The following is an 18664-nucleotide window of genomic DNA, read 5'->3' on the forward strand; positions in this document are numbered from 1 at the left end:
GCATCAGTAGGCCCCCTGTCCGTGCAGCACCGCGCGCAGCGTCTTCCACAAGATCACCGTGTCCAGCGCGAGCGACCAGTCCTCCACGTATCTGAGGTCCAGCCGCACCGCCTCCTCCCAGGACAGGTCGCTGCGCCCGCTGATCTGCCACAGCCCCGTGAGCCCCGGTTTGACCAGCAGCCGCCGCCGGATGTCCGGGCCGTACACGGCGGACTCCTCCGGCAGCGGGGGACGCGGACCGACGAGCGACATCGATCCGGTCAGAACGTTGAACAGCTGCGGGAGTTCGTCGATCGAGTACCGCCGCAGCAGCGTCCCCACCCGGGTCACCCGAGGGTCCCGGCGGAGCTTGAACATCGGTCCCGCACCCTCGTTGAGGGCGGCGAGCGCGGCCTTGGCGCGGTCGGCCCCGGCGACCATGGTGCGGAACTTGACCATGGTGAACTCGTGGCCGTCCTTGCCGACCCTGAGCTGCCGGTAGAACACCCCGCCCCGGCTGTCCAGCGCCACCAGCAGCGCCACGGACACCATCAGCGGCGCGAGCAGCACCAGCAGGAGCGCCGCGCCCAGCCGGTCGACGACCCCCTTGACGACCCGGCGGCCCCCGGTGAACGCCGGCATGCTGACCCGCAGCAGCGGGATGCCGAGCACCGCGTCCACGTGCAGCCGAGGTCCCGCCACCTCCATCAGCACCGGCGCCACGACCATCTCGGCGTCGCTGCCTTCGAGGTTCCACGCCAGGCGCTGCAACCGGTCCGGGGACCAGTGCGGGTCCGGGGTGACCGCGACGACCCGGTAGCCGTCACGGTGGACATGACCGGCGACGTCCGCGAGTCGGCCCACCACCGGGACGCCGTCCAGATGGCCGCCGTCCGCGCCGGTCGTGCACACCGCCTCCACCCGCCAGCCGATGTGCGGGAACTTACGGGTCCTGGTGATCAGGTCCCGGACGGTCGCCGGGCTCCCGGCCGCGAGTACCGGTCTCAGGCACCGGCCCTCCTTGCGCTGCCGGTGCAGCCACAGTCGCAGCACGTAGCGCGCGGTCATCGTGATGAGCGCGATCGCCGGGATCGCGACGAAGATCCACAGTTTGATGTTGCGCGAGGTCAGGGCGATCCCGCCGAGCGCCAGCACGACGGTCGCCGCGAACAGCGAGCGCCCCAGCCGGCGGAACTCCTCGGCACCCTGGCCGAGGACGGCCGGCACCCACGCCCGGCTCACCGCGAGCGCCCCCAGCACCAGCACCTCGGTGCCGAACGCCAGGATCCCCCACTTCTCGTGCCAGTTGGCCGCGTCGCGGGCCCCGAACAGATTGCCGATGGCCGCCACCACGAAGGCGGTCGCCACCGTGTCGCTGACGATGACGGTACGTCGGTACCGCTGCTCCCAGTCGCTCTCGGGCTGCTGGAACGTCCCGTCCGCCAGACGCCTGCGCGTCGGCATGAACGGGCCGACTGCTCCCCCTTGTTGCACAGAACCCCCCCGGGTCCCCAATGGTTCGACGTGTATGCCTCACACCGTTGCTCCCCCTCGGGAGGCCCCCGCCTCCCGTGCTGTTCCTCCCCTTTGCGCACGACAACCCGGCTCTTGCAGAGGTGCTTGAGCAACTTGCTCGCGGAAACCCGCCGAAACCCTGGACGCTCCCCGCGTCCAAGGCCCCCCGGGCTCCAGGACCTTCCAGGGCGAGGGACCAATTGATCTTTCCTGGCCGCCTCGTGCCCGAACGCCTGAAGCACGGTCAATCTAGACCATCGACGGCAGAATGAAGAGAAGTTGTGTGGAATTTGTGCTCTGGTTTTGAGACTGAATCGGCCGATCGGCGAGTGCTTGCGGGGGCGAGAGGTGGGCGGGGGTATCGAATCGGCGGGCGAAACGTTCGACACCGTCCCCGAAATGTGGATTCGACCTGGCGGTTTACCTGCTCTTGGCAGTGAATTGCCGCGAATTCTGACGGACCGTCAGGTGTGTCGCCTGCTCGGCGACCACATGAAGACGCGGCGTCGCGACGGCGTCACTGTGCGCGTTCGACGGGCGTACGGCCTCCGCAGGAAGGCCGGAAAGTGCGTACCGGCACCCCTCGACCGGGCCGCGCGCAGAAGCAAAGGAGAAACAAAGTCCCCCTCCCGGAGGCGCTCCGTCCGCTGTGAGCCCGCCCGCGCACCGACCGCACCAGGCGCCCCACGCGGCACACCTTCACCACTGCGGGCGTGCGGCAGAGTGTGTTCCGGATTCCCTCGAAGGAAACGGTGTCGGTGGCCGATCGTCCTTTTCTGTACGGGTATTCCGGGGCGGCCTGAGATGCCACGGATTTCCGCGCCGAAGGGAATGCGCGTGGAGGCGGTCGTCCTGCTGCGCCCCCTCTCCGGCAGCGCCGAGAGCTGGCCCCACCAGCAGAGGGACGAGGTCGACACCGGCCCCGGGGACTTGCGAACTCCCGTCGAATTCCGGGAATCCGCCTCCCGCAGGCAACTCACAGGCACCTCTTCGCCTCTTGTCGGGAGACACCCCCCGACTGAGAGGAACTCACCGTGCGTCGTCGTACACGAATACGCCCCGCCGGGTCACTCGTGCTCGCCCTCGCCGCCGCCGGATCGGTGCTCGCGGTCCCGGTCGCGGTCGGCGTGGAGCAGCTACCGCAGGCCGATCTGAGGGCGGACGTGAACCGGGACGGGCAGGTCGACGTCACCGGGACCGGCGACACCGCCGGCGAGGACACCTGGACCGTCGCGCGCGGCGCGCTCTCCCTGCCGAACCTCGACGACGACTCCCGCCGCTGCCCCCGCACAGGCACCGACGCCCAGCTCGCCGCCTGCAACGACGCCTCCGACACGAAGGTCGACGGCGACGCGGACGCCGCCGACCTCGCCCGCGTCCGCACGGTCCCCCTCCCCGACGCGAAGGCCGACACCAAGGGCCGCCTCGCGGTCACCACCGGCGCCAAGTACACGCACCTCTTCCTCAAGCGCGCCGGCAAGTGGACCCTCGTCACCCCGCGCACCCTCCTCACCGCCGCCGAACTGCGCACCGGCGTCGAACTCGGCGTCGAGGCCACCGACATCATCCGCGACAAGGCCACCTGGGACGGCCGCACGGTGATCCGCCTGACCGTCACCACCCCGAAGGGCTCCACCACCGACTCCGTCACCCTGCGCGTCGCCCCCCTCCTGACCCACCACCACCTCCAGAAGGCCCAGCAGGTGATGGTCACGAAGATCAGCGGGGACGACGACGACCTCTACGGCCAGGAACAGGCGAAGTTCGTCAAGAACCTGGCCGGCGAGGTCAAGAAGGCCGGCATCACCGCGCCTCTCATCACCTTCACCAAGTACAACGACCCCTGGGCACAGGACTTCGTCGAACCGGCCTACGTCAGCATGACCGGCCCCGGCGGCAAGCGGCAGGCGATGCGCGTCATGCTGCGCTCGGCCCAGCCCGACCGCGAGGCGGGCCGCGAACTCTTCGAGAAACTGCGCGGCCCAGGCATCGGCGCCGTCCAGATCGCCAAGCCCGACACCCCGGTGGACTGGTCGCTCAACTCCTTCGGCAACCTGGAGACCATCCCGCCGTACACGAACAAGGGCCGTGCCTACCCGGCGGGCCGGATCATCATGGGCGAGCGCAAGGACAGCGGGGTCCGGCCCTCGCAGAAGATGCGGACGCTCCTCGCCTCCCAGGGCCTCCAGGACCCGCTGCTCCTCGACACCTCGTGGCTCGGCGTCGGGCACGTCGACGAGTTCGTGCAGTTCCTGCCCGCCGACACCCCGCGCGGCTGGCGCCTCGGTCTCGCCGACCCCGACGCGGGCCTGCGGCTGCTGCGCGACGCCCAGCAGGCCGGGCACGGTGCGACGAAGATGTTCTCCGTCCCCGTCAAGTCCGGCGCGCAGGCCCCGAAGGCGACCATCGCCCAGACCCTCGCCTCCCGCGACGTCGTCGCCGACAACAAGCTGGCCGCCCAGCGGATCGCCGCGAACCTCGCGGTCCTCAAGCGCGAGACGGGGATCACGGACGCCGAGGTCGTCCGCGTCCCCGCCCTGTACCTGCGCGAGTACCAGCCGACCGGCGTGCGCGCCCCGCGCCTGACCCGCGTCGGCCCCGACCTCACCGAACGGCTCCAGGAACACGGCCAGCGGAAGTGGCTGACGTCCGCGAAGGCCGCCGGGACGGTGACGACCAGCGCGTACGTCCCCGGCGCGGTCAACGGCGTCGTCCTGTCCCGCACCCGGTACCTCGCTCCCCGGCAGTGGGGGCCGGTCATCGGCGGGAAGGACATCTTCACCGAGGCCGTCACCGCCGCGTACCGCGGTGCGGGGATGACCGTGTCGTACATCGACGACTACTACACGTACCACCTGGGGATGGGCGAGGTGCACTGCGGGACGAACACCCTGCGGGACACGTCGGCGGCCTGGTGGGCGCGCAAGTAGCTCAGAGGGTGGCGCCGCCGTCCACCGGGATCGACGCCGCCGTCACCCCCGCCCCGGCCGGCGACGCCAGCCACAGCACCGCCGCCGCGACCTCGTCCGGCAGGGTGAGCCGTCCGGTCAGGGTGCGCCCGGTGAAGTGCCCGATCAGGCCGTCGTAGTCGGTGCCCAGCACCTCGGCGGCCACCGGGCCCTTCTCCCGCACCCAGTCGGTGAGCACCGCCCCCGGGCAGACGCAGTTGGCCGTGATGCCGTGGGCGGCGACCTCCTTGGCCAGGACCCGGGTGAACCCGATCAGCGCGTGCTTGGCGGTCGCGTAGGCGCACAGGCCGGGGTCCGGGTCCCGGCCCTCCATCGACGCGATGTTGACGATCCGCCCGGACCGCTGCCGGAGCATCGGGCCCAGCGCCCTGCGCGTGGTGTAGAGCGCCGGGTCGAGATTCAGCGACAGCGTCCGGTGCCACACCTCGTCGCTGATCTCGGAGACCGTCGCGAACTCCGAGGCCCCGCCCACGTTGTTGACGACGACGTCGAGGCGCCCGAACCGCTCCATCACGGTGTCCACGGCCCGCTCGGCGTCCGCCCGGGACGTCGCGTCCCCGGCGCACAGCACGGCGTCGTCCCCCGCGTCCAACTGAGCGAGCGCCTTGCGGCCGGTCTCCTCGTCCCGGCCGCTGATCACGACCTGGGCGCCCGCCGCGAGGAGCCGGTGGGCGATGGCGAGACCGATGCCGCGCGTGCCGCCGGTGACGAGGGCGGTCTGTCCGGTGAGTTCCATGGAGGCCCTTCACTTCGAGGCGAGTTCGGTGCCGGTGAGGCCGGTGATCTGGGCGAGGACCCGACCGTCGGCGGTCCGCGCGGTGGAGACGCCGGTCGCGGCGCAGTGGGCTAGGACGAGGCCCTCGGGATGGGCGAGGGCGAGGGACGTGTCGTCCGCGTCGGTGTACAGGGTGATCCGTGCGGCGTGGTGCGGTACGGCCACGGTCCTTGCCAGCCACCGCGTCCGCGCGAGGCCGTCGAGCAGGACACACGGCGTGCCCAGCCGGGGGAGCCCGGCGCCGGGACGCCAGCGGCAGGAGCTTCCACCGGGACCGGCACGCCAGTCCTCGGTGGCCCGGAACACGCCGGTGAGGAGGGCGGGCGAGGCGTCGTCGTAGTACGGATCGGCGACGGGAGCCCAGTCCGCGCCGGGCTCGCCGGTCGGCACGGGCAGGGGGGCGGGGCCGCCGAGCCGTACGACGGCCCGGAAGTGCTCGCGGTCACGGGCGAGGACCCGGCCGTCGGGGGCGACGGTGTCGGAGTGGACGAGGACGGCGACGGAGCGGGTGTCGGCGGTGCCGGTGGCTCTGGCCGTCACCCGATAGTTCACCGGGGTGCCGTCGGCGCGTGCCCGCACCCACGCGGAAAACACGAGGTTCTCGACCGCGCGCACGGGCAGCTCCGGGGCGAGGGAGCGTGCGGCCTGGACGGCGAGATCGGCCAGCATCATGCCGGGGAGTGTGGGGCGGCCGTCGATCGTGTGGTCCAGGAGGAAGGGGTGGGTGCGGATGTCGAGGGAGAGGGGCCAGCGACCTGGTGCGTACGGCTCGCCGAGCAGGCCGGGGGAACCCGGTAGACGGGGGGAGGCCGGCAGACCGGGGGTGGGCCGCAGACCGGAGGAACCCGGTAGCCCGGGGGAGGCCCGCAGGCCAGGGGAATCCGGTAGGTCGGGGGTGGGTGGTAGGCCGGGAGTGGCCGGCAGACCGGGGGAGGTCCGCAGGCCAGGAGAACCCGGTAGGCCGAGGGCGGGCCGCAGATCGAGGGAACTCGGCAGCCCGGGGGAGGGCTGTAGGCCAGGGGAATCCGGTAGGCCGGGGGTGGGCCGAAGGCCGGAGGAACCCGACGGCCCGGGCGAGACCCGCAGGCCGGAGGAACCCGGCAGGCCGGGGGCGGGCGGTAGCCCGAGGGTGGATGGCAGGCCGGGCGAGGCCCGTAGCCCGGGGAACTGGCGGTCGAACGAGGTGTGTTCCGCCTCCCCGACGAACGTGACGAGTCGGTCTCGCCGGGGCCTCGCCAACTCTTCGAGGAAGTGCGCCACCCCCTCCGCCGTCGTCATCCTGCTGAGCCGCGCGGTCCGCGCGGTGTACGACTGGACGACGCTGCCCGAACCGAGCCCGGTCTCGTCCCAGATCGTCCACGCGATCGTGAACTCCCCGTCGCCCTCAGCCGCTTCGGCGGCCCCCGCGAGGAAGTCGTTCGCCGGGGAGTAGTCGCTCTCGCCGGGCAGCCCCGCAAGCCCGGTCACCGACCCGAAGTTGCACCACAGCCGGGGAGCCGACACCCCGCTGAACGCGTCCCGCAGATGGTGGTACCCGGCCAGTTTCACGTCCCGCACCCGCCGCATACCCGGCAGATCCTTCCGCGTGATGTCCCCGGGATGATGCACCCCGGCCCCGTTGACCAGCAGATCCACGCGCCCGATCCGCTCGGCCACTCGCCGCACCGCCGCCGCGTCGGTCACGTCGGCGGTGTGGAAGTGGACGTTCCCCACGCCGCACAACTCCCGCAGCCGGGCCAGGTTCAACCGCGACTCCCGAGCGTTCAGCAGCCGCTCGAACCGCTGGTTGATCTCCCGCACCGACACCCCGGGCCGCGCGACCAGCTCGGCGGCGATGAACTCGGCCCGCAGCCCCGCCAGTTCACCGTCCCCGGCGGCCGACAACTCCTCCGGCACGTCCTCCACACGGCTGGACCCGATCAAGTGCAGCCGCACCGGCACCCGTTGAGCCAGCCCGATCATGCACGCGGCGGTGATACCCCGCGCACCCCCGGTCGCCACCACGACCGCCCCTGGCGCCAACGGAACAGCCCCGACCGGCACATCGTCCTCGCGGAGCCGCTGAACGAGCCGCACCCCGTCCCGGTGCGCGACGACCGGCAACCCCTCCCGCGCCCGCCCCAACTCCCCCTCCAGCGCGGCGAGTCCAGCCTCGGCAGACCCGGCGTCGGTCAGCAGAGCGAGCGGCGTGCACCCGGTCAGCTCCCACGCGAGACTCTTCACGAACCCGGTGAACAGATGGGCGTGCGGCGAAGTGACCGACCCGGTGAGGACCGCCACCCCGAGCGTCCCGGCGTCCACCAGAGAATCCCGCAGCTCCCGGGTGGCGAGGAACGCCGCTTCCTGCACGGCGAGAAGGGCCTCGGAGGGAGGCGCGGGCCAAGCAGGAGCCGTACGCAGGTCGGTGAGGACACGGAGGTGACGGAACCCCTGGGGGTTCTCGGCGAGGATCTTCTCGACGGACGCCTGAGGGTCGTCCCCGGGTCGTAGCGTCAACAGGCGGGAGGTGGAGGCGAGTTCGGGGACGGTGGAGTCGGAGAGGACGAGGGTGTCCGGGGCGAGGCGTGTCGTAGGGGTCGATACGGCTCCGGAGAGGACCCAGGCGACGGTATGACGGCGGGTCAACCTCGGTTCATCAAGGGGCAGTTGCCGTATCGCGTCGATCAAGTCGTCCGCCGCCAGATAGGTGCGGTCCGTGGCGAAGCCCTGCCGGTCTGGGAAGTTCGATAAAAGGTCGTCCAGCGGGGACAGGACCGCCCAACCCCGGGAGCGGGCGATCGACGCGCGGGTGAGGACGAGCGCGAAAGCGCCCTCGGCGAGGGCGAGTTCGGGCAGACCGTGGAGGCGGGCGAAGAGGGGAGTGCTCCCGCCATTGGCGCCGAGGACGAGCGCCAGGTCCAACTCCCCCCTGCTCAAGTACTTTTGCGCGGTCCTCAGCGTGGTACGCCCCGAAGTGGGCCCGGTGTCCACGGCCATCGTCAGCCCGTGCAGATCGTGAGCGGCGGCCACCCGGGCGGGAACCACATTCGGCATCAACCCCGCGAGGGTGTCCTCGTCCGCAGCGGGCGTACGCTCCAGCACGGTCTCGACGAACCCCTCCACGGCCTTGCCGTCGAGAGACCGCGCATAGCAACGCACGCTCATGTCGGCCGAGTTGACCGGCACCCCGGTGTGCGCGGTGATCACCCCGGTGGTCTCCGCCAGCCCCTCCCAGAAGGCCGCGAGCCGCGCCGCGACCTGCAACGCCATCAACTGGGCCGGGTCGATCGCGGCGGCGGTACGCGGTGGCATCCGCACCTCACCGACCGGCGGCACCGGGTACGGCACCCCGAACGACCGCTCCGCCAAAGGGAGTCCGGCCGCCAGACGCCGTAAGACCTCCGCCTCGTCCGGCGTCCCGGGCAGATGCGCGGACCAGCCGACGACCACCACCGGGTCCCCGTCGAGCACCGGCGGCTGCGAGCGGGGCGTGGACTCGTCCTGGAGGAGCAGGTGCGCGTTGGTGCCGCCGAACCCGAACGACGAGACGCCCACTGTCCGGGGCCGGTCCGGCTGCCGGGGGAGCGGGGTCGCGTGCGCCGGGATGCGCAGCGCGGACGGGGCGATCCCGTCGTACGGGACCTGCGCGGGCACCGTCGAGTGCGCGAGGCCCTGGAGCGCGTGGACGACGGACAGTACCCCGGCGGCCCAACCGGTGTGCCCCACCACCGACTTGTTCGAGGTGCACAGGACGCCGGGGCTCGCCTCCTCCAGCACCGAACGCTCCACCGCGTCCCCCACGGGCGTGCCGGTCGCGTGCGCCACCACCCAGTCGAGCTGCCCCGCAGGCACCGTGTTCACGGCACGCGCCCGCCGCAACGCCCGTTCCTGGCCGGTGCGGTTGGGCGCGTGGACGGCCTTGCCCCGCCCGTCCGACGCCGCCCCGAACCCGGCGAGCACCGCCAGCACCCGGTCACCGTCGGCCCGCGCCCGGTCCAGCCGCTTGAGGGCGACCAGACCCGCGCCGTCGGAGAAGAGCACGCCGTCCGCGTCCGCACCGAACGCCCGCACCCGGCCCGACCGGCTCAACCCGTTCAGCTGGGCGAACAGCACGTTGTAGCGCGGCCCTTGGGAGAAGGCGCCGCCGCAGTACGCGACGTCGCAGTCGCCGTCCAGGACGCTCTTCGCGCCGAGGTCGATCGCGTACAGGGACGAGGAGCAGGCGGTGTCGACGATCTGCACGCGCGTACCGGCGGGGAGGATGCCCTCCAGGGCCGCTCGGGCCGCCGCGAGGGGGAGGTGGTCGGCGAGGACACCGGCGTACGGATAGCGCCGCCGCAACATCGAGCGGACCTCCTCGGAGCCGGTGCCCTCGGCCACGGCCTCGACCAGGACGCTCTCCTCGACGTGCTGACTGCCCTCGTTCCACGCGCCGACGAAGCACGCCGCCCGGAGGCCGGTCGAGGGCCCGCACTGGAGGAGCGCGGTGCGTAACCAGGCGGTGAGGAAGTCCCCGGTGCCGTGTGCGTAGCCCGCAACTCGGCTGTACGTGCGGTCAGTTGCCCCGCGTTCGGCGGACCAGAAGTCGTCCAGCGTGAAGCGTTCCCCCGGCTCCGTGAACACCGGGCGGCCCTCCACGAGCCGCTCCCACAGGGCGTCCGGGCCGTCGACGCCGGGTGCCACGACACCCATTCCCACGACGGCGACCGTCTCCGACTCCGACACGGGCGCCTCGACCGAAGCGGCGCCGACCCGTGGCGTGAGCATCGCCCGCCCCACCGACAGACCGCCGTCCGCCAGGAACGACTGTCCCGACACCCACCCGGACTGCGGCGACGCCAGGAACGCCACCAGCCGCGCCAACTCCTCCTCCGTACCCACCCGCCCCAGCGGCGCCGCCCCCGCGTACACCCGCCGCAACGCCTCGGCCTGCGGGAACAGCGTGGCCGTGGAGTTGTCCAGCAGCCCCGCCGACGCGGTGTTCACCCGGATCCCCAACGGCCCCAGATCCGCCGCGAGATACCGCGTCATCGCCTCCAGCGCCGCCTTGCACACCCCGACCAGGAAGTAGTTGTCCATCGCCAGACCCGCGCCGATGGACGACACGTTGACGATGGTTCCGCCGCCCCGCCTCTCCAGGAGCGGGACCGCGCCCAGGGCGCACCAGCGGGCGCCGTGCACGTTCGTGTCCAGCGCGCGCTGCCACTCGCGGTCGGTCAGCTCGTCGTACCGGGCGAAGACGCCCCGCGCCGCGTTGTTGACCAGGACGTCCAGGCCGCCGTGCGTGTCGGCCACCGCCTCGAACATCTCCGCGACCGCCTCCGGCTTGGCGACGGTCGCCCGCAGCGCCTCGGCCGAGCCGCCCGCCGCGCGGATCGCCGCGACCGTCTCCTGCGCCGGGCCGGGGGAGTGGAAGTAGTTCACGATCACATGGGCGCCGTGCCGGGCCAGTTCACGGCTGATCGCCGCGCCGACGCCCTTGCCGCCGCCGGTCACCAGCGCGACGCGTCCCGCCAGGTCGCGGGCGGCCGGGATCTCCGCGTACGTCATCGGCCCGCCGCCGTGGGCAGGTCGAGCAGCAGGGTCGCCAGGTCGTCGAGGGTGGTGTAGCTGGTCAGACGGCTGCCGTCCGGGGGGAGGCGGCGGCCGTAGCGCTCCAGGGCCTGGGAGAAGAGCTCGACCTGTTTGATGGAGTCGATGCCGAGGTCGGCTTCCAGGTCGGCGCCGGGGGTGAGGACGTCCGGGGGGTAGCCGAGGGCTTGGGCGTACAAGTCGCGGAGTACGCGGACGAGTTCGGCGTGGCCGGGGAGGGAGGTCGGGGTGGCTGGGGGCTCGGGCTGGGAGTCCCTCGCGGGGACCACGGTCTGCGGCTGGCGCGAAGCCGCGTCCCTCGGCGCGGCTGCCTCCGGCGAGGGCCTGCTCGGTGCTGGTTGCTTCAGCACTGACCCGTCTGGCGCCACCCTCTCCAACGCGGGCCCGCTCGGTGCTGCTTGCTTCGGCACCGACCTCTCCGGCGTCACCCCCTCCGACGCGGGCCCACTCGGCGCTGGTCGCTCCGACCCGGCCCCCCTCAGCGCTGGCTGCTTCGGCACCACCCCGCCCGGCGTCACCCCCTCCAACGCCGTTTCCCCCACCACACCCCCACCCGACACCAGCCCACCCAACGCCCCCACAAACTCCCGCACCCCCACCCGCCTCCGCAGCGGCGCCACCGCCCGCACCCCCGGCACGATCCCCGTCACCAGATCACTCAGCACCCCCTTGGCCCCGCACTCCACGAACACCTCCGCCCCCTCCGCGTGCAACGCCCGCACCGCGTCCGCGAACCGGGTGGGCCGTACGAGATGCCCCGCGACCAGCGCCGCATGCGCGTCGTCCCCGAAGTACCGCCCCAGAATCGCCGAGTACAACCGGTACCGCAGCGGACGCGGCGCCAACTCCCCGGCCCGCACGGCGAATTCGTGCGCGACCCCGGCGAGCCCGTGACTGTGGAACGGATACGGCACCCGTAACTCCGTCGCCGATATCCCCACCGCCTCCGCCGCCTTGCGCACCCTCCCCACCGCCTCCTTGGGCCCGGACACCACACACTGCCGGGGCCCGTTGTCCGCCGCCACGCACACCTCCCCCTCCGCGAGTGCCGCCAGCAGATGCCCGGCCCGCCCCGCCGAGACCTCCAGCGCCACCATCCCCCCGGCCTGCGGCGGACACGCCGCGAACGCCTTGTCCCGCGCCGCCACCAGCGCGACCCCGTGCTCCAGATCGTGCGCACCGGCCGCGACGAGCGCCACCAGCTCCCCGAAGCTGTGCCCGAGCAGCACGTCGGGCCGTACCCCCAGCCGCTCGGTGAGCAGCCGGAACAACGCCATCTCGGACGCGAAGATCGCCAGATGGAGGTCCTGCGGCGCACTCGCCACGAGTTCCCCCAGCGTGGGCGCCCCCGTGTCCACGAGTAACCGCGACACGGGCCGGTGCCCCAGCCCGGCAGCAGCCAGGTCGACCTCTGCCAGCACCTCGCCCACCACGGGCTCCGCCTCGGCCAGAGCGCTCAACGCCCCCGGCACATAAGCCCCCTGACCAGGGAACAGCACGATACACAGAGACATGGACACCCCTCGGCAGACACGGAAAGGGGCGCACGCCGGACACGCCGCCCGCTGAAGATCCTGGGAACCGGTTGTCATGCTCCGTGCCGCCTGCGGGGTGCGTGTAGGGCGCCTTCACCGGAGCGCGATTCACCGCACCAGGCGTACGCACCGAAGGGTTGACACCATGACCCCGGCGCCCTCGAACCCACCAGGTTGTGCGCCGGAGCGGACGGGAAGGTTCCGGCAGGACCACCCAGCCACTTCCCGCGTGGCAATGAAGAGGAGACGTATGCGAGTCGTCGTCATCGGCGGAAGCGGCCACATCGGCACCTTCCTCGTACCCCGTCTGGTACGGGCCGGCCACGAAGTCATCAACATCAGCCGGGGCACCAGCACCGCCTACGCCGACGCTCCCGAATGGGGCCAGGTACGGCAGGTCGTCGCCGACCGGCAACAGGAGGACACCGAGGGCACCTTCGGCGACCGGGTCGCCGCCCTCGCCCCGGACGTCGTCGTCGACCTCGTCTGCTTCACCCTGGACTCGGCGACGGCCCTGGTCGAGCGGCTGCGCGGCGCGACCGGACACCTCCTGCACTGCGGCACCCTGTGGCGCTACGGCCCGAGCGACAAACTCCCGATCTCGGAGACCAGCGGCACACCCCCGGTGGGGGAGTACGGCATCGAGAAGGACCGCATCGCCCGGATGCTGAAGGCGGAGACAGCGAACGGCGGCCTCGTCACCACCTCCCTGCACCCCGGCCACATCGTCGGCCCCGGCTGGGAACCCGTGAACGCGCTGGGCAACCTCGACCCCACCGTCTGGTACACCCTCTCCGCCGGACACCCCTTGAAGATCCCCGGCATCGGCGCCGAGTCGATGCACCACGTCCACGCCGACGACGTCGCCCAGTCCTTCGAACGGGCCATCGACCACCGCGACGCAGCGGCGGGCGAGGACTTCAACGTGGTCGCCCCCACCGCGCTGACCGTACGCGGCTACGCGAACATCGCGGCCGGCTGGTTCGGCCGGACGGCGACGCTGGAGCCGGTGATCTGGGAGGAATTCCGCACGACCACCACCCCGGACCACGCCCAGAACAGCTGGGAGCACCTCCACCGCAACCACTGCCTCACCATCGAGAAGGCCAGAACCCTCATCGACTACACCCCGCACTACGAACCGGAGACCGCCGTCCTCGAATCCGTCCGCTGGCTGATCGATCACGACCGGCTGAAGGTCGCCCGCCCGCTGTCCGATCCCGGCGTGTGACCGAACGTACGCCGGAAGACGTCGATGAACGTGCTCGCGGAGGACCAGCCGCACCGATGCGCGACCGCCGTCACCGGAACCCGCTCGGTCAGCAGGACCAGCGCGTGGTGCAACCGCAGTTGGGTGCGCCACTGCGGAAACGTCATGCCGAGGTCGGCGCGGAAGAGCCGGGACAGCGTCCGGTCGCTCGCACCGACCTCGCGGCCCAGCTCGGCGAGGGTACGGCTGTCGCCGGGGTCGGCCTGGAGGATGCCGCACAGACTGCGCAGCAGGGGAGCGGTGGGCGCCGGAAGGTGCAGCGGCTGCTGCGGCGAGGCACGGAGCTGGTCGAGGAGGACGGCACGCAGCCGGGCCCGCTCCGGACTGCCGTCGTCCTCGGCGCCGGTGTAGGCGACGATCAGCTCCCGCAGCAGCGGACCGACGGCCAGGACGGTCGGCGCGTCGAGGCCGAGCGGGTTCTCGGCGGCGGGCAACCCCACCAGATGCAGGTCGAGTTCGCCGTACGCCCGATGCGCGTGCACCGTCCCGGCGGGCACCCAGATCGCGCGCGTCCCCGGGGCGACCCAGGAACCCGCGCCGGTCGTGACGGCCAGCACGCCACGGCCCGCGTAGACGATCTGGTGGTCGTCGTGCCGGTGCGCGTCGATCTCCGCGCCGGACGCCAGCCACTGCGTGCGGGTCGGGGCCACCGGATCGTGGCGGATTTCCGTCATCACCTGGCAGCTTATCGAAAGCGCGACAGTACGCCCGGCCCGGAGCATGACGGCATGCGAAGGAACACCTCGATCGTCCTGCTGTCCGTGGGCCACGCCTGCGTCGACATCTACCAAGGCGCGGTGGCCGCCCTGGTGCCGTTCTTCATCGCCGAGCGCTCCTACACGTACGCCGTCGCCTCGGGCATCGTCCTCGCCGCCTCCCTGCTGTCCTCGGTCGCCCAGCCGGTGTTCGGCGTGCTCACCGACCGCCGGTCGATGCCCTGGCTGCTCCCCGTGAGCACTCTCCTCGGCGGCCTCGGCATCGCGCTCAGCGGGCTGACCGGCTCCTACCCCCTCACCCTCGCGTCCGTCGCCCTCTCGGGCATCGGCGTCGCCGCCTACCACCCGGAGTCCGCCCGCGTCGCCCGCCTCGTCGCCGACGGCAGTCACCGCGCGATGGGCTGGTTCTCCACCGGCGGCACCATCGGCTTCGCCCTCGCCCCCCTCATGGTCACCGCCGTGATCGCCACCGGCGGACTGCGCTGGACACCCCTCCTCGTCCTCCCGGCCCTCGCCGGAACCGCCCTGTGCCTGCCCGTGGTCCACGCCCTCCAGAAGCGGACCGCCGGACCCGGTACGGCGGTCCGGCCCGGCCACGACGACACCGCCTCCTTCGTGAAACTGTCCCTCGCCGTGGTCTTCCGGTCGGTCACCTTCGTCGGCCTGAGCACCTTCATCGCCCTGTACGCCCGCCAGCGCCTGGACGGCGGTACGGCCGCCGGCACCGCCGCCCTGACCGTCCTCTACCTCGGCGGCGTCGCCGGCTCACTGCTGGGCGGCGCCCTCGCGGACCGCTGGGACCGGGTCACGGTCGCCCGCTGGTCGTACGCCCTCACCGCCGTATCCGTCGCGGGAGTCGTGTGGATACCGGGCCCGGTGCTCTACCTGTTCGTGGCCCTCACCTCGATCGGCCTGTACGTCCCCTTCTCCCTCCAGGTCGCCCTTGGCCAGGACTACCTCCCCAACCGCGTCGGCACCGCCAGCGGCATCACCCTCGGCCTCACCGTCAGCGTCGGCGGGCTCGCCGGCCCGGGCATCGGGGCGCTCGCCGACGGCACGTCCCTCCAGACCGCGCTGGCCCCGCTCGCCCTGATGCCCGTGCTGAGCTGGCTGTTCCTCCGTACGCTGACCGAACCCGGCGGTCAGTCGCGTACGTGCAGCCCGAACCCCGTGCGCCCCGCCGGCTCCAGTCCCTCCTTGAGCCGCAGCGACGGGATCTCGTAGTCGCCGAAGTTCTGCCGCCGGAACGCGATCGGCTCCGTCGACTCCAGGGTGAGCAGGCGTTCTTCCCACGCCTTCGCGATGTCCGGGAAGTCCGCGTCGGTGACCCGGTCGGCGCCGTGCACCGCGAACGGCGGGAGGACGTCGATGCCGGGGTAGTAGAGGATGCCGTGGTGGATCGGGAACAGCAGGTCGTCCAGGGGGCCGTTGATGCCGCGCGGCGAGTAGTGCGGCTCCGGGCCGCCGATGGTCACCGACACCAGCGCCCGCTTCCCCGCGAGCGTGCCCTCGCCGAAGCGGTCGCCGTAGTGCGTGTCGCTGTGCTCGCCGACGCCGTACGCGAAGTGGTACGTGAACACCCGGTCCACCCAGCCCTTGAGGATCGCGGGCATCGTGTACCACCACAGCGGGAACTGGAGGATGACGGTGTCGGCCCACAGGAGCTTCTCCTGCTCGGCGCGGACGTCGGCCGTCAGGGCGCCGGTGTCGAAGGCGCGGCCCGAGTCGAGGGCCACCCTCAGCGGGGACGAGGCGGCGGGGCCGTAGTCGGCGGCGTCCACGACGGCCTTCCAGCCCATCGCGTACAGGTCGCTCACCCGCACCTCGTGACCGGCGCCCTCCAGCGTCTTCACGGCGAGGTCCTTGAGCGAGCTGTTGAGGGACTGCGGCTCGGGGTGGGCGTGGACGATCAGCGTCTTCACGGGAACTCCTTCGGATCGGATGCCTTCGATCCTGGGGCCGCGAACGGGAGTTGTTCAGGGGCGCCCGTACCGTCGGACCGGACTTCCTGGTATTCGCAGGACCACCCTCGCGCCCGGCACCGAAGCCATACTGGAGCCCATGGACGATCTCGCGGGCTTCCTGCGGACCCGGCGCTCCCGGGTCGACCCGGCCGCCTCCGGCATCCCCGTCGACAGGCGCCGCCGGGTCGCGGGCCTGCGCCGCGAGGAGGTCGCGCACCTGTCCGGCGTCAGCGTCGACTACTACGTACGCCTCGAACAGGGCCGCGCCACCCAGCCCTCCGAACAGGTTCTCGACGCCCTCGCCCGCGTCCTCGGCCTCGACGAGACGGAACAGGAGCACCTCCACCGCCTCGCCCACCAGCCCCGCCGCCGTACGAAGGCCCCGAGCGGACGCGTACGGCCGGAACTCCTGCGCGTCCTCGACCTGGTCACCGACGCCCCGGCGTTCATCCTGGACCACCGCCTGAACACCCTCGCCGGCAACCGCCTCGCCGGACTCCTCTACGGCCGTCCGGTCCAGGGCCTCAACACGGCCCGCCACATCTTCCTGGAGGAGAAGGAGCGCGGCCTGTACGCCGACTGGGAGAAGTGCACCCTCGACGTCGTCGGCCACCTCCGCCTGGCCGCAGGCCAGTACCCCGACGACCCCCGACTGGCGTCCCTCATCGGCGAGTTGTCCATGGGCAGCGAACGCTTCCGCCGCCTCTGGGCCCGAGCCGACGTCCGCGCCCGCACCCACGGCCGCAAGGCCTACCACCACCCCCTGGTCGGCCTCCTCGAACTCCACCAGGAGAACTTCGCCCTGCCGGACGCGTCGGGCATGGAGATGATCGTGCTCTCGGCACCACCCGACAGCGCGGCCGAGGACGGCCTACGCCTACTCGCGGGCCTCGGCGCCGCCGCCGACGAACGCCCCGGCAGAGTACGGCCGTTGCCCTAGCGGCCCGGGGTATCCGTACGGGGACTCACCGAATGTCGGCCCGCATCCAGCGGAGCGCGGCGCCGAGGGTCACCTCGATGTCGTCGCTCCACGAACAGACCTCCAGCCACGACAGGTACCCGCCCTGGGTGAAGAGCAGCAACTCGCCCGGCCAGTCGTCGGCTTCGGTGACGAGCGTGACCGCGACGGCGACGACCGTACCGGGAGCGGTGGGGGCGGGGCCGACGCGGCTGGTGTCGAGCGTGAAGTAGGCGGTGCCGCAACCGCAGGTGCAGCGCGCCTGTACACCGAGGTGCGGAACCTGCTCGCGGAGCGCGACGTGTACGGGATCGTCCGTGCGGAGCATCGCGTCCAGCGCGTCGGCGACGTCGGCGGGCAGGGTCTCGTCCATCCCGGCACCCTAGTCCGACCGCCCCCTCACCCCGCCTCCCCGAACCCCCGCATCACCGCCTCCGTCTGCCCCGGCGTCAACGCCCCCACCGACAACGGATGCGCCGCCCCCGCCCGCAACCCGTCCAGCAGGAACCCGACGCTGCGGCGCCACGCATCCGGCGCCACCGCCCCGGTGTTGCGGACCAGCATCGCCGTCGACCACCACACGAACAGCATGTCCTCCCGCGTGAAGTCGGCCCGCAGCGCCCCCGCCCGCTGCGCCCGCTCGATGATCTGCCGCTCCCGGTCCTCGGTGACCCGGCACACGACGGACAACCGGTCGGCCGCGTACCGCCGGGAGATGACGTCGTTCAGGGCGGGGTCGGACGCCTGGACGCGGCAGACGTCCTCCACGTACCCCGCGAACGCCTCCCAGGGATCGGCGCAGGCCAGCGCCTTGTCGACGACCCGGTCCAGCGCGTCCTGCGCGAGGTCCGGCACGACCGCGTCGATGAGCGCCTCGCGCGAGCCGAACCGGTTGTAGAGGGTCCCCGCGCTGACCCCGGCCCGCTTGGCGATCTCCTCCAGCGGCGCGTGCAGCCCCTTCTCGCGGAACACCTCGACGGCCGCCGCCTTCAGCTTCTCGATGTTGCGGCGCGCGTCCGCCCGCAGGGCCTGCGCCATCGAACCCTCCTCGTAACTTGACGGCACCACCAACTTTACCGCCCCGGACCCGGCGCAAGACCCCCGCAGGGCGAGGCGGCGGAACCGGACAACCTCAACGGCACCACAACCCCGCCGCAATCACCGCGGAGCACACCGCACACCTCGTCAGCGCGTCGCCACAGCACACCGACAGGCGCTCCGCATAATGGCGACGGCAGTCAGGAGATCGGCTCATATGTGCCGACCCACCCCTCCGGGCCCAGGTGTCACGCTTGGCGATCTCGCTGTGCCGGGCAGCCTCGGAGGGATCGCTTCCGGCTTGCGGGAAGGGGGAGTTGGACGACTCGCACCCAGCCCGCCGTACGGCCCGACCGAGGCGACGCACCCGGAAC

12 protein-coding genes are annotated in these 18664 nt (G+C 72.2%); 4 read left to right on the plus strand and 8 right to left on the minus strand.

Annotation, left to right across the window (positions count from 1 at the left end; translation table 11 throughout):
* Nucleotides 1-3: 3 nt before the first annotated feature.
* A complete protein-coding gene (locus tag J8M50_RS48145; RefSeq protein WP_029184655.1) occupies nucleotides 4-1473 on the minus strand; it encodes a sugar transferase in 1470 nt (489 codons plus the stop codon).
* A gap of 1055 nt (nucleotides 1474-2528) precedes the next feature.
* On the opposite strand from J8M50_RS48145, the gene J8M50_RS48150 reads away from it, so the two are divergent.
* The gene (locus tag J8M50_RS48150; protein ID WP_178865642.1) at nucleotides 2529-4424 is read left to right on the plus strand and encodes a protein-arginine deiminase domain-containing protein; all 1896 of its coding nucleotides are present in this window, start codon (nucleotides 2529-2531) and stop codon (nucleotides 4422-4424) included.
* Between the two features lies 1 nt (nucleotide 4425).
* Here the strand turns inward: J8M50_RS48150 and J8M50_RS48155 are convergent, their stop codons facing one another.
* The 3 genes from J8M50_RS48155 to J8M50_RS48165 are packed head-to-tail and all read right to left on the minus strand — an operon-like array spanning nucleotide 4426 to nucleotide 12323.
* The gene (locus tag J8M50_RS48155; protein ID WP_010360354.1) at nucleotides 4426-5199 is read right to left on the minus strand and encodes an SDR family NAD(P)-dependent oxidoreductase; all 774 of its coding nucleotides are present in this window, start codon (nucleotides 5197-5199) and stop codon (nucleotides 4426-4428) included.
* Nucleotides 5200-5208: 9 nt separating this feature from the next.
* Entirely contained in the window at nucleotides 5209-10767 is a 5559-nt protein-coding gene (locus J8M50_RS48160) for an SDR family oxidoreductase (RefSeq protein ID WP_010360353.1), read from the minus strand.
* Nucleotides 10764-12323 (minus strand): acyltransferase domain-containing protein, encoded by a 1560-nt coding sequence (locus J8M50_RS48165; protein ID WP_010360352.1) that lies wholly within the window; start codon nucleotides 12321-12323, stop codon nucleotides 10764-10766. The genes J8M50_RS48160 and J8M50_RS48165 overlap by 4 nt, the downstream gene beginning before the upstream one ends.
* A gap of 271 nt (nucleotides 12324-12594) precedes the next feature.
* On the opposite strand from J8M50_RS48165, the gene J8M50_RS48170 reads away from it, so the two are divergent.
* Nucleotides 12595-13575, plus strand: a complete 981-nt coding sequence (locus tag J8M50_RS48170) for an NAD-dependent epimerase/dehydratase family protein (protein WP_010360351.1) — start codon at nucleotides 12595-12597, stop codon at nucleotides 13573-13575.
* Here J8M50_RS48170 and J8M50_RS48175 read toward each other — a convergent pair.
* Nucleotides 13527-14288 carry an AraC family transcriptional regulator gene (locus J8M50_RS48175; protein WP_010360350.1) on the minus strand — a complete coding sequence of 254 codons (762 nt, stop codon included), beginning with the start codon at nucleotides 14286-14288 and terminating at the stop codon, nucleotides 13527-13529. The two genes, J8M50_RS48170 and J8M50_RS48175, sit on opposite strands and share 49 nt — an antisense overlap.
* A 54-nt stretch (nucleotides 14289-14342) precedes the next feature.
* Here J8M50_RS48175 and J8M50_RS48180 point away from each other — a divergent pair, with 54 nt between their 5' ends.
* Nucleotides 14343-15554, plus strand: coding sequence for an MFS transporter (locus J8M50_RS48180; RefSeq protein ID WP_010360349.1), 1212 nt, complete (start codon nucleotides 14343-14345; stop codon nucleotides 15552-15554).
* Here the strand turns inward: J8M50_RS48180 and J8M50_RS48185 are convergent.
* Nucleotides 15473-16252, minus strand: a complete 780-nt coding sequence (locus J8M50_RS48185; RefSeq protein WP_010360348.1) for an NAD(P)H-dependent oxidoreductase — start codon at nucleotides 16250-16252, stop codon at nucleotides 15473-15475. The genes J8M50_RS48180 and J8M50_RS48185 overlap by 82 nt on opposite strands.
* A gap of 139 nt (nucleotides 16253-16391) precedes the next feature.
* Between J8M50_RS48185 and J8M50_RS48190 the strand changes: the two genes are divergently transcribed.
* The gene (locus tag J8M50_RS48190) at nucleotides 16392-17234 is read left to right on the plus strand and encodes a helix-turn-helix transcriptional regulator (protein ID WP_010360347.1); all 843 of its coding nucleotides are present in this window, start codon (nucleotides 16392-16394) and stop codon (nucleotides 17232-17234) included.
* Nucleotides 17235-17259: 25 nt separating this feature from the next.
* Here the strand turns inward: J8M50_RS48190 and J8M50_RS48195 are convergent, their stop codons facing one another.
* Nucleotides 17260-17625, minus strand: a complete 366-nt coding sequence (locus tag J8M50_RS48195) for a hypothetical protein (RefSeq protein WP_010360346.1) — start codon at nucleotides 17623-17625, stop codon at nucleotides 17260-17262.
* Nucleotides 17626-17651: 26 nt separating this feature from the next.
* Nucleotides 17652-18290 carry a TetR/AcrR family transcriptional regulator gene (locus J8M50_RS48200; protein WP_010360344.1) on the minus strand — a complete coding sequence of 213 codons (639 nt, stop codon included), beginning with the start codon at nucleotides 18288-18290 and terminating at the stop codon, nucleotides 17652-17654.
* Between the last annotated feature and the right edge of the window lie 374 nt (nucleotides 18291-18664).

Origin of the sequence: Streptomyces acidiscabies, from assembly GCF_020010905.1 — a bacterium.
Taxonomy (GTDB): domain Bacteria; phylum Actinomycetota; class Actinomycetes; order Streptomycetales; family Streptomycetaceae; genus Streptomyces; species Streptomyces acidiscabies.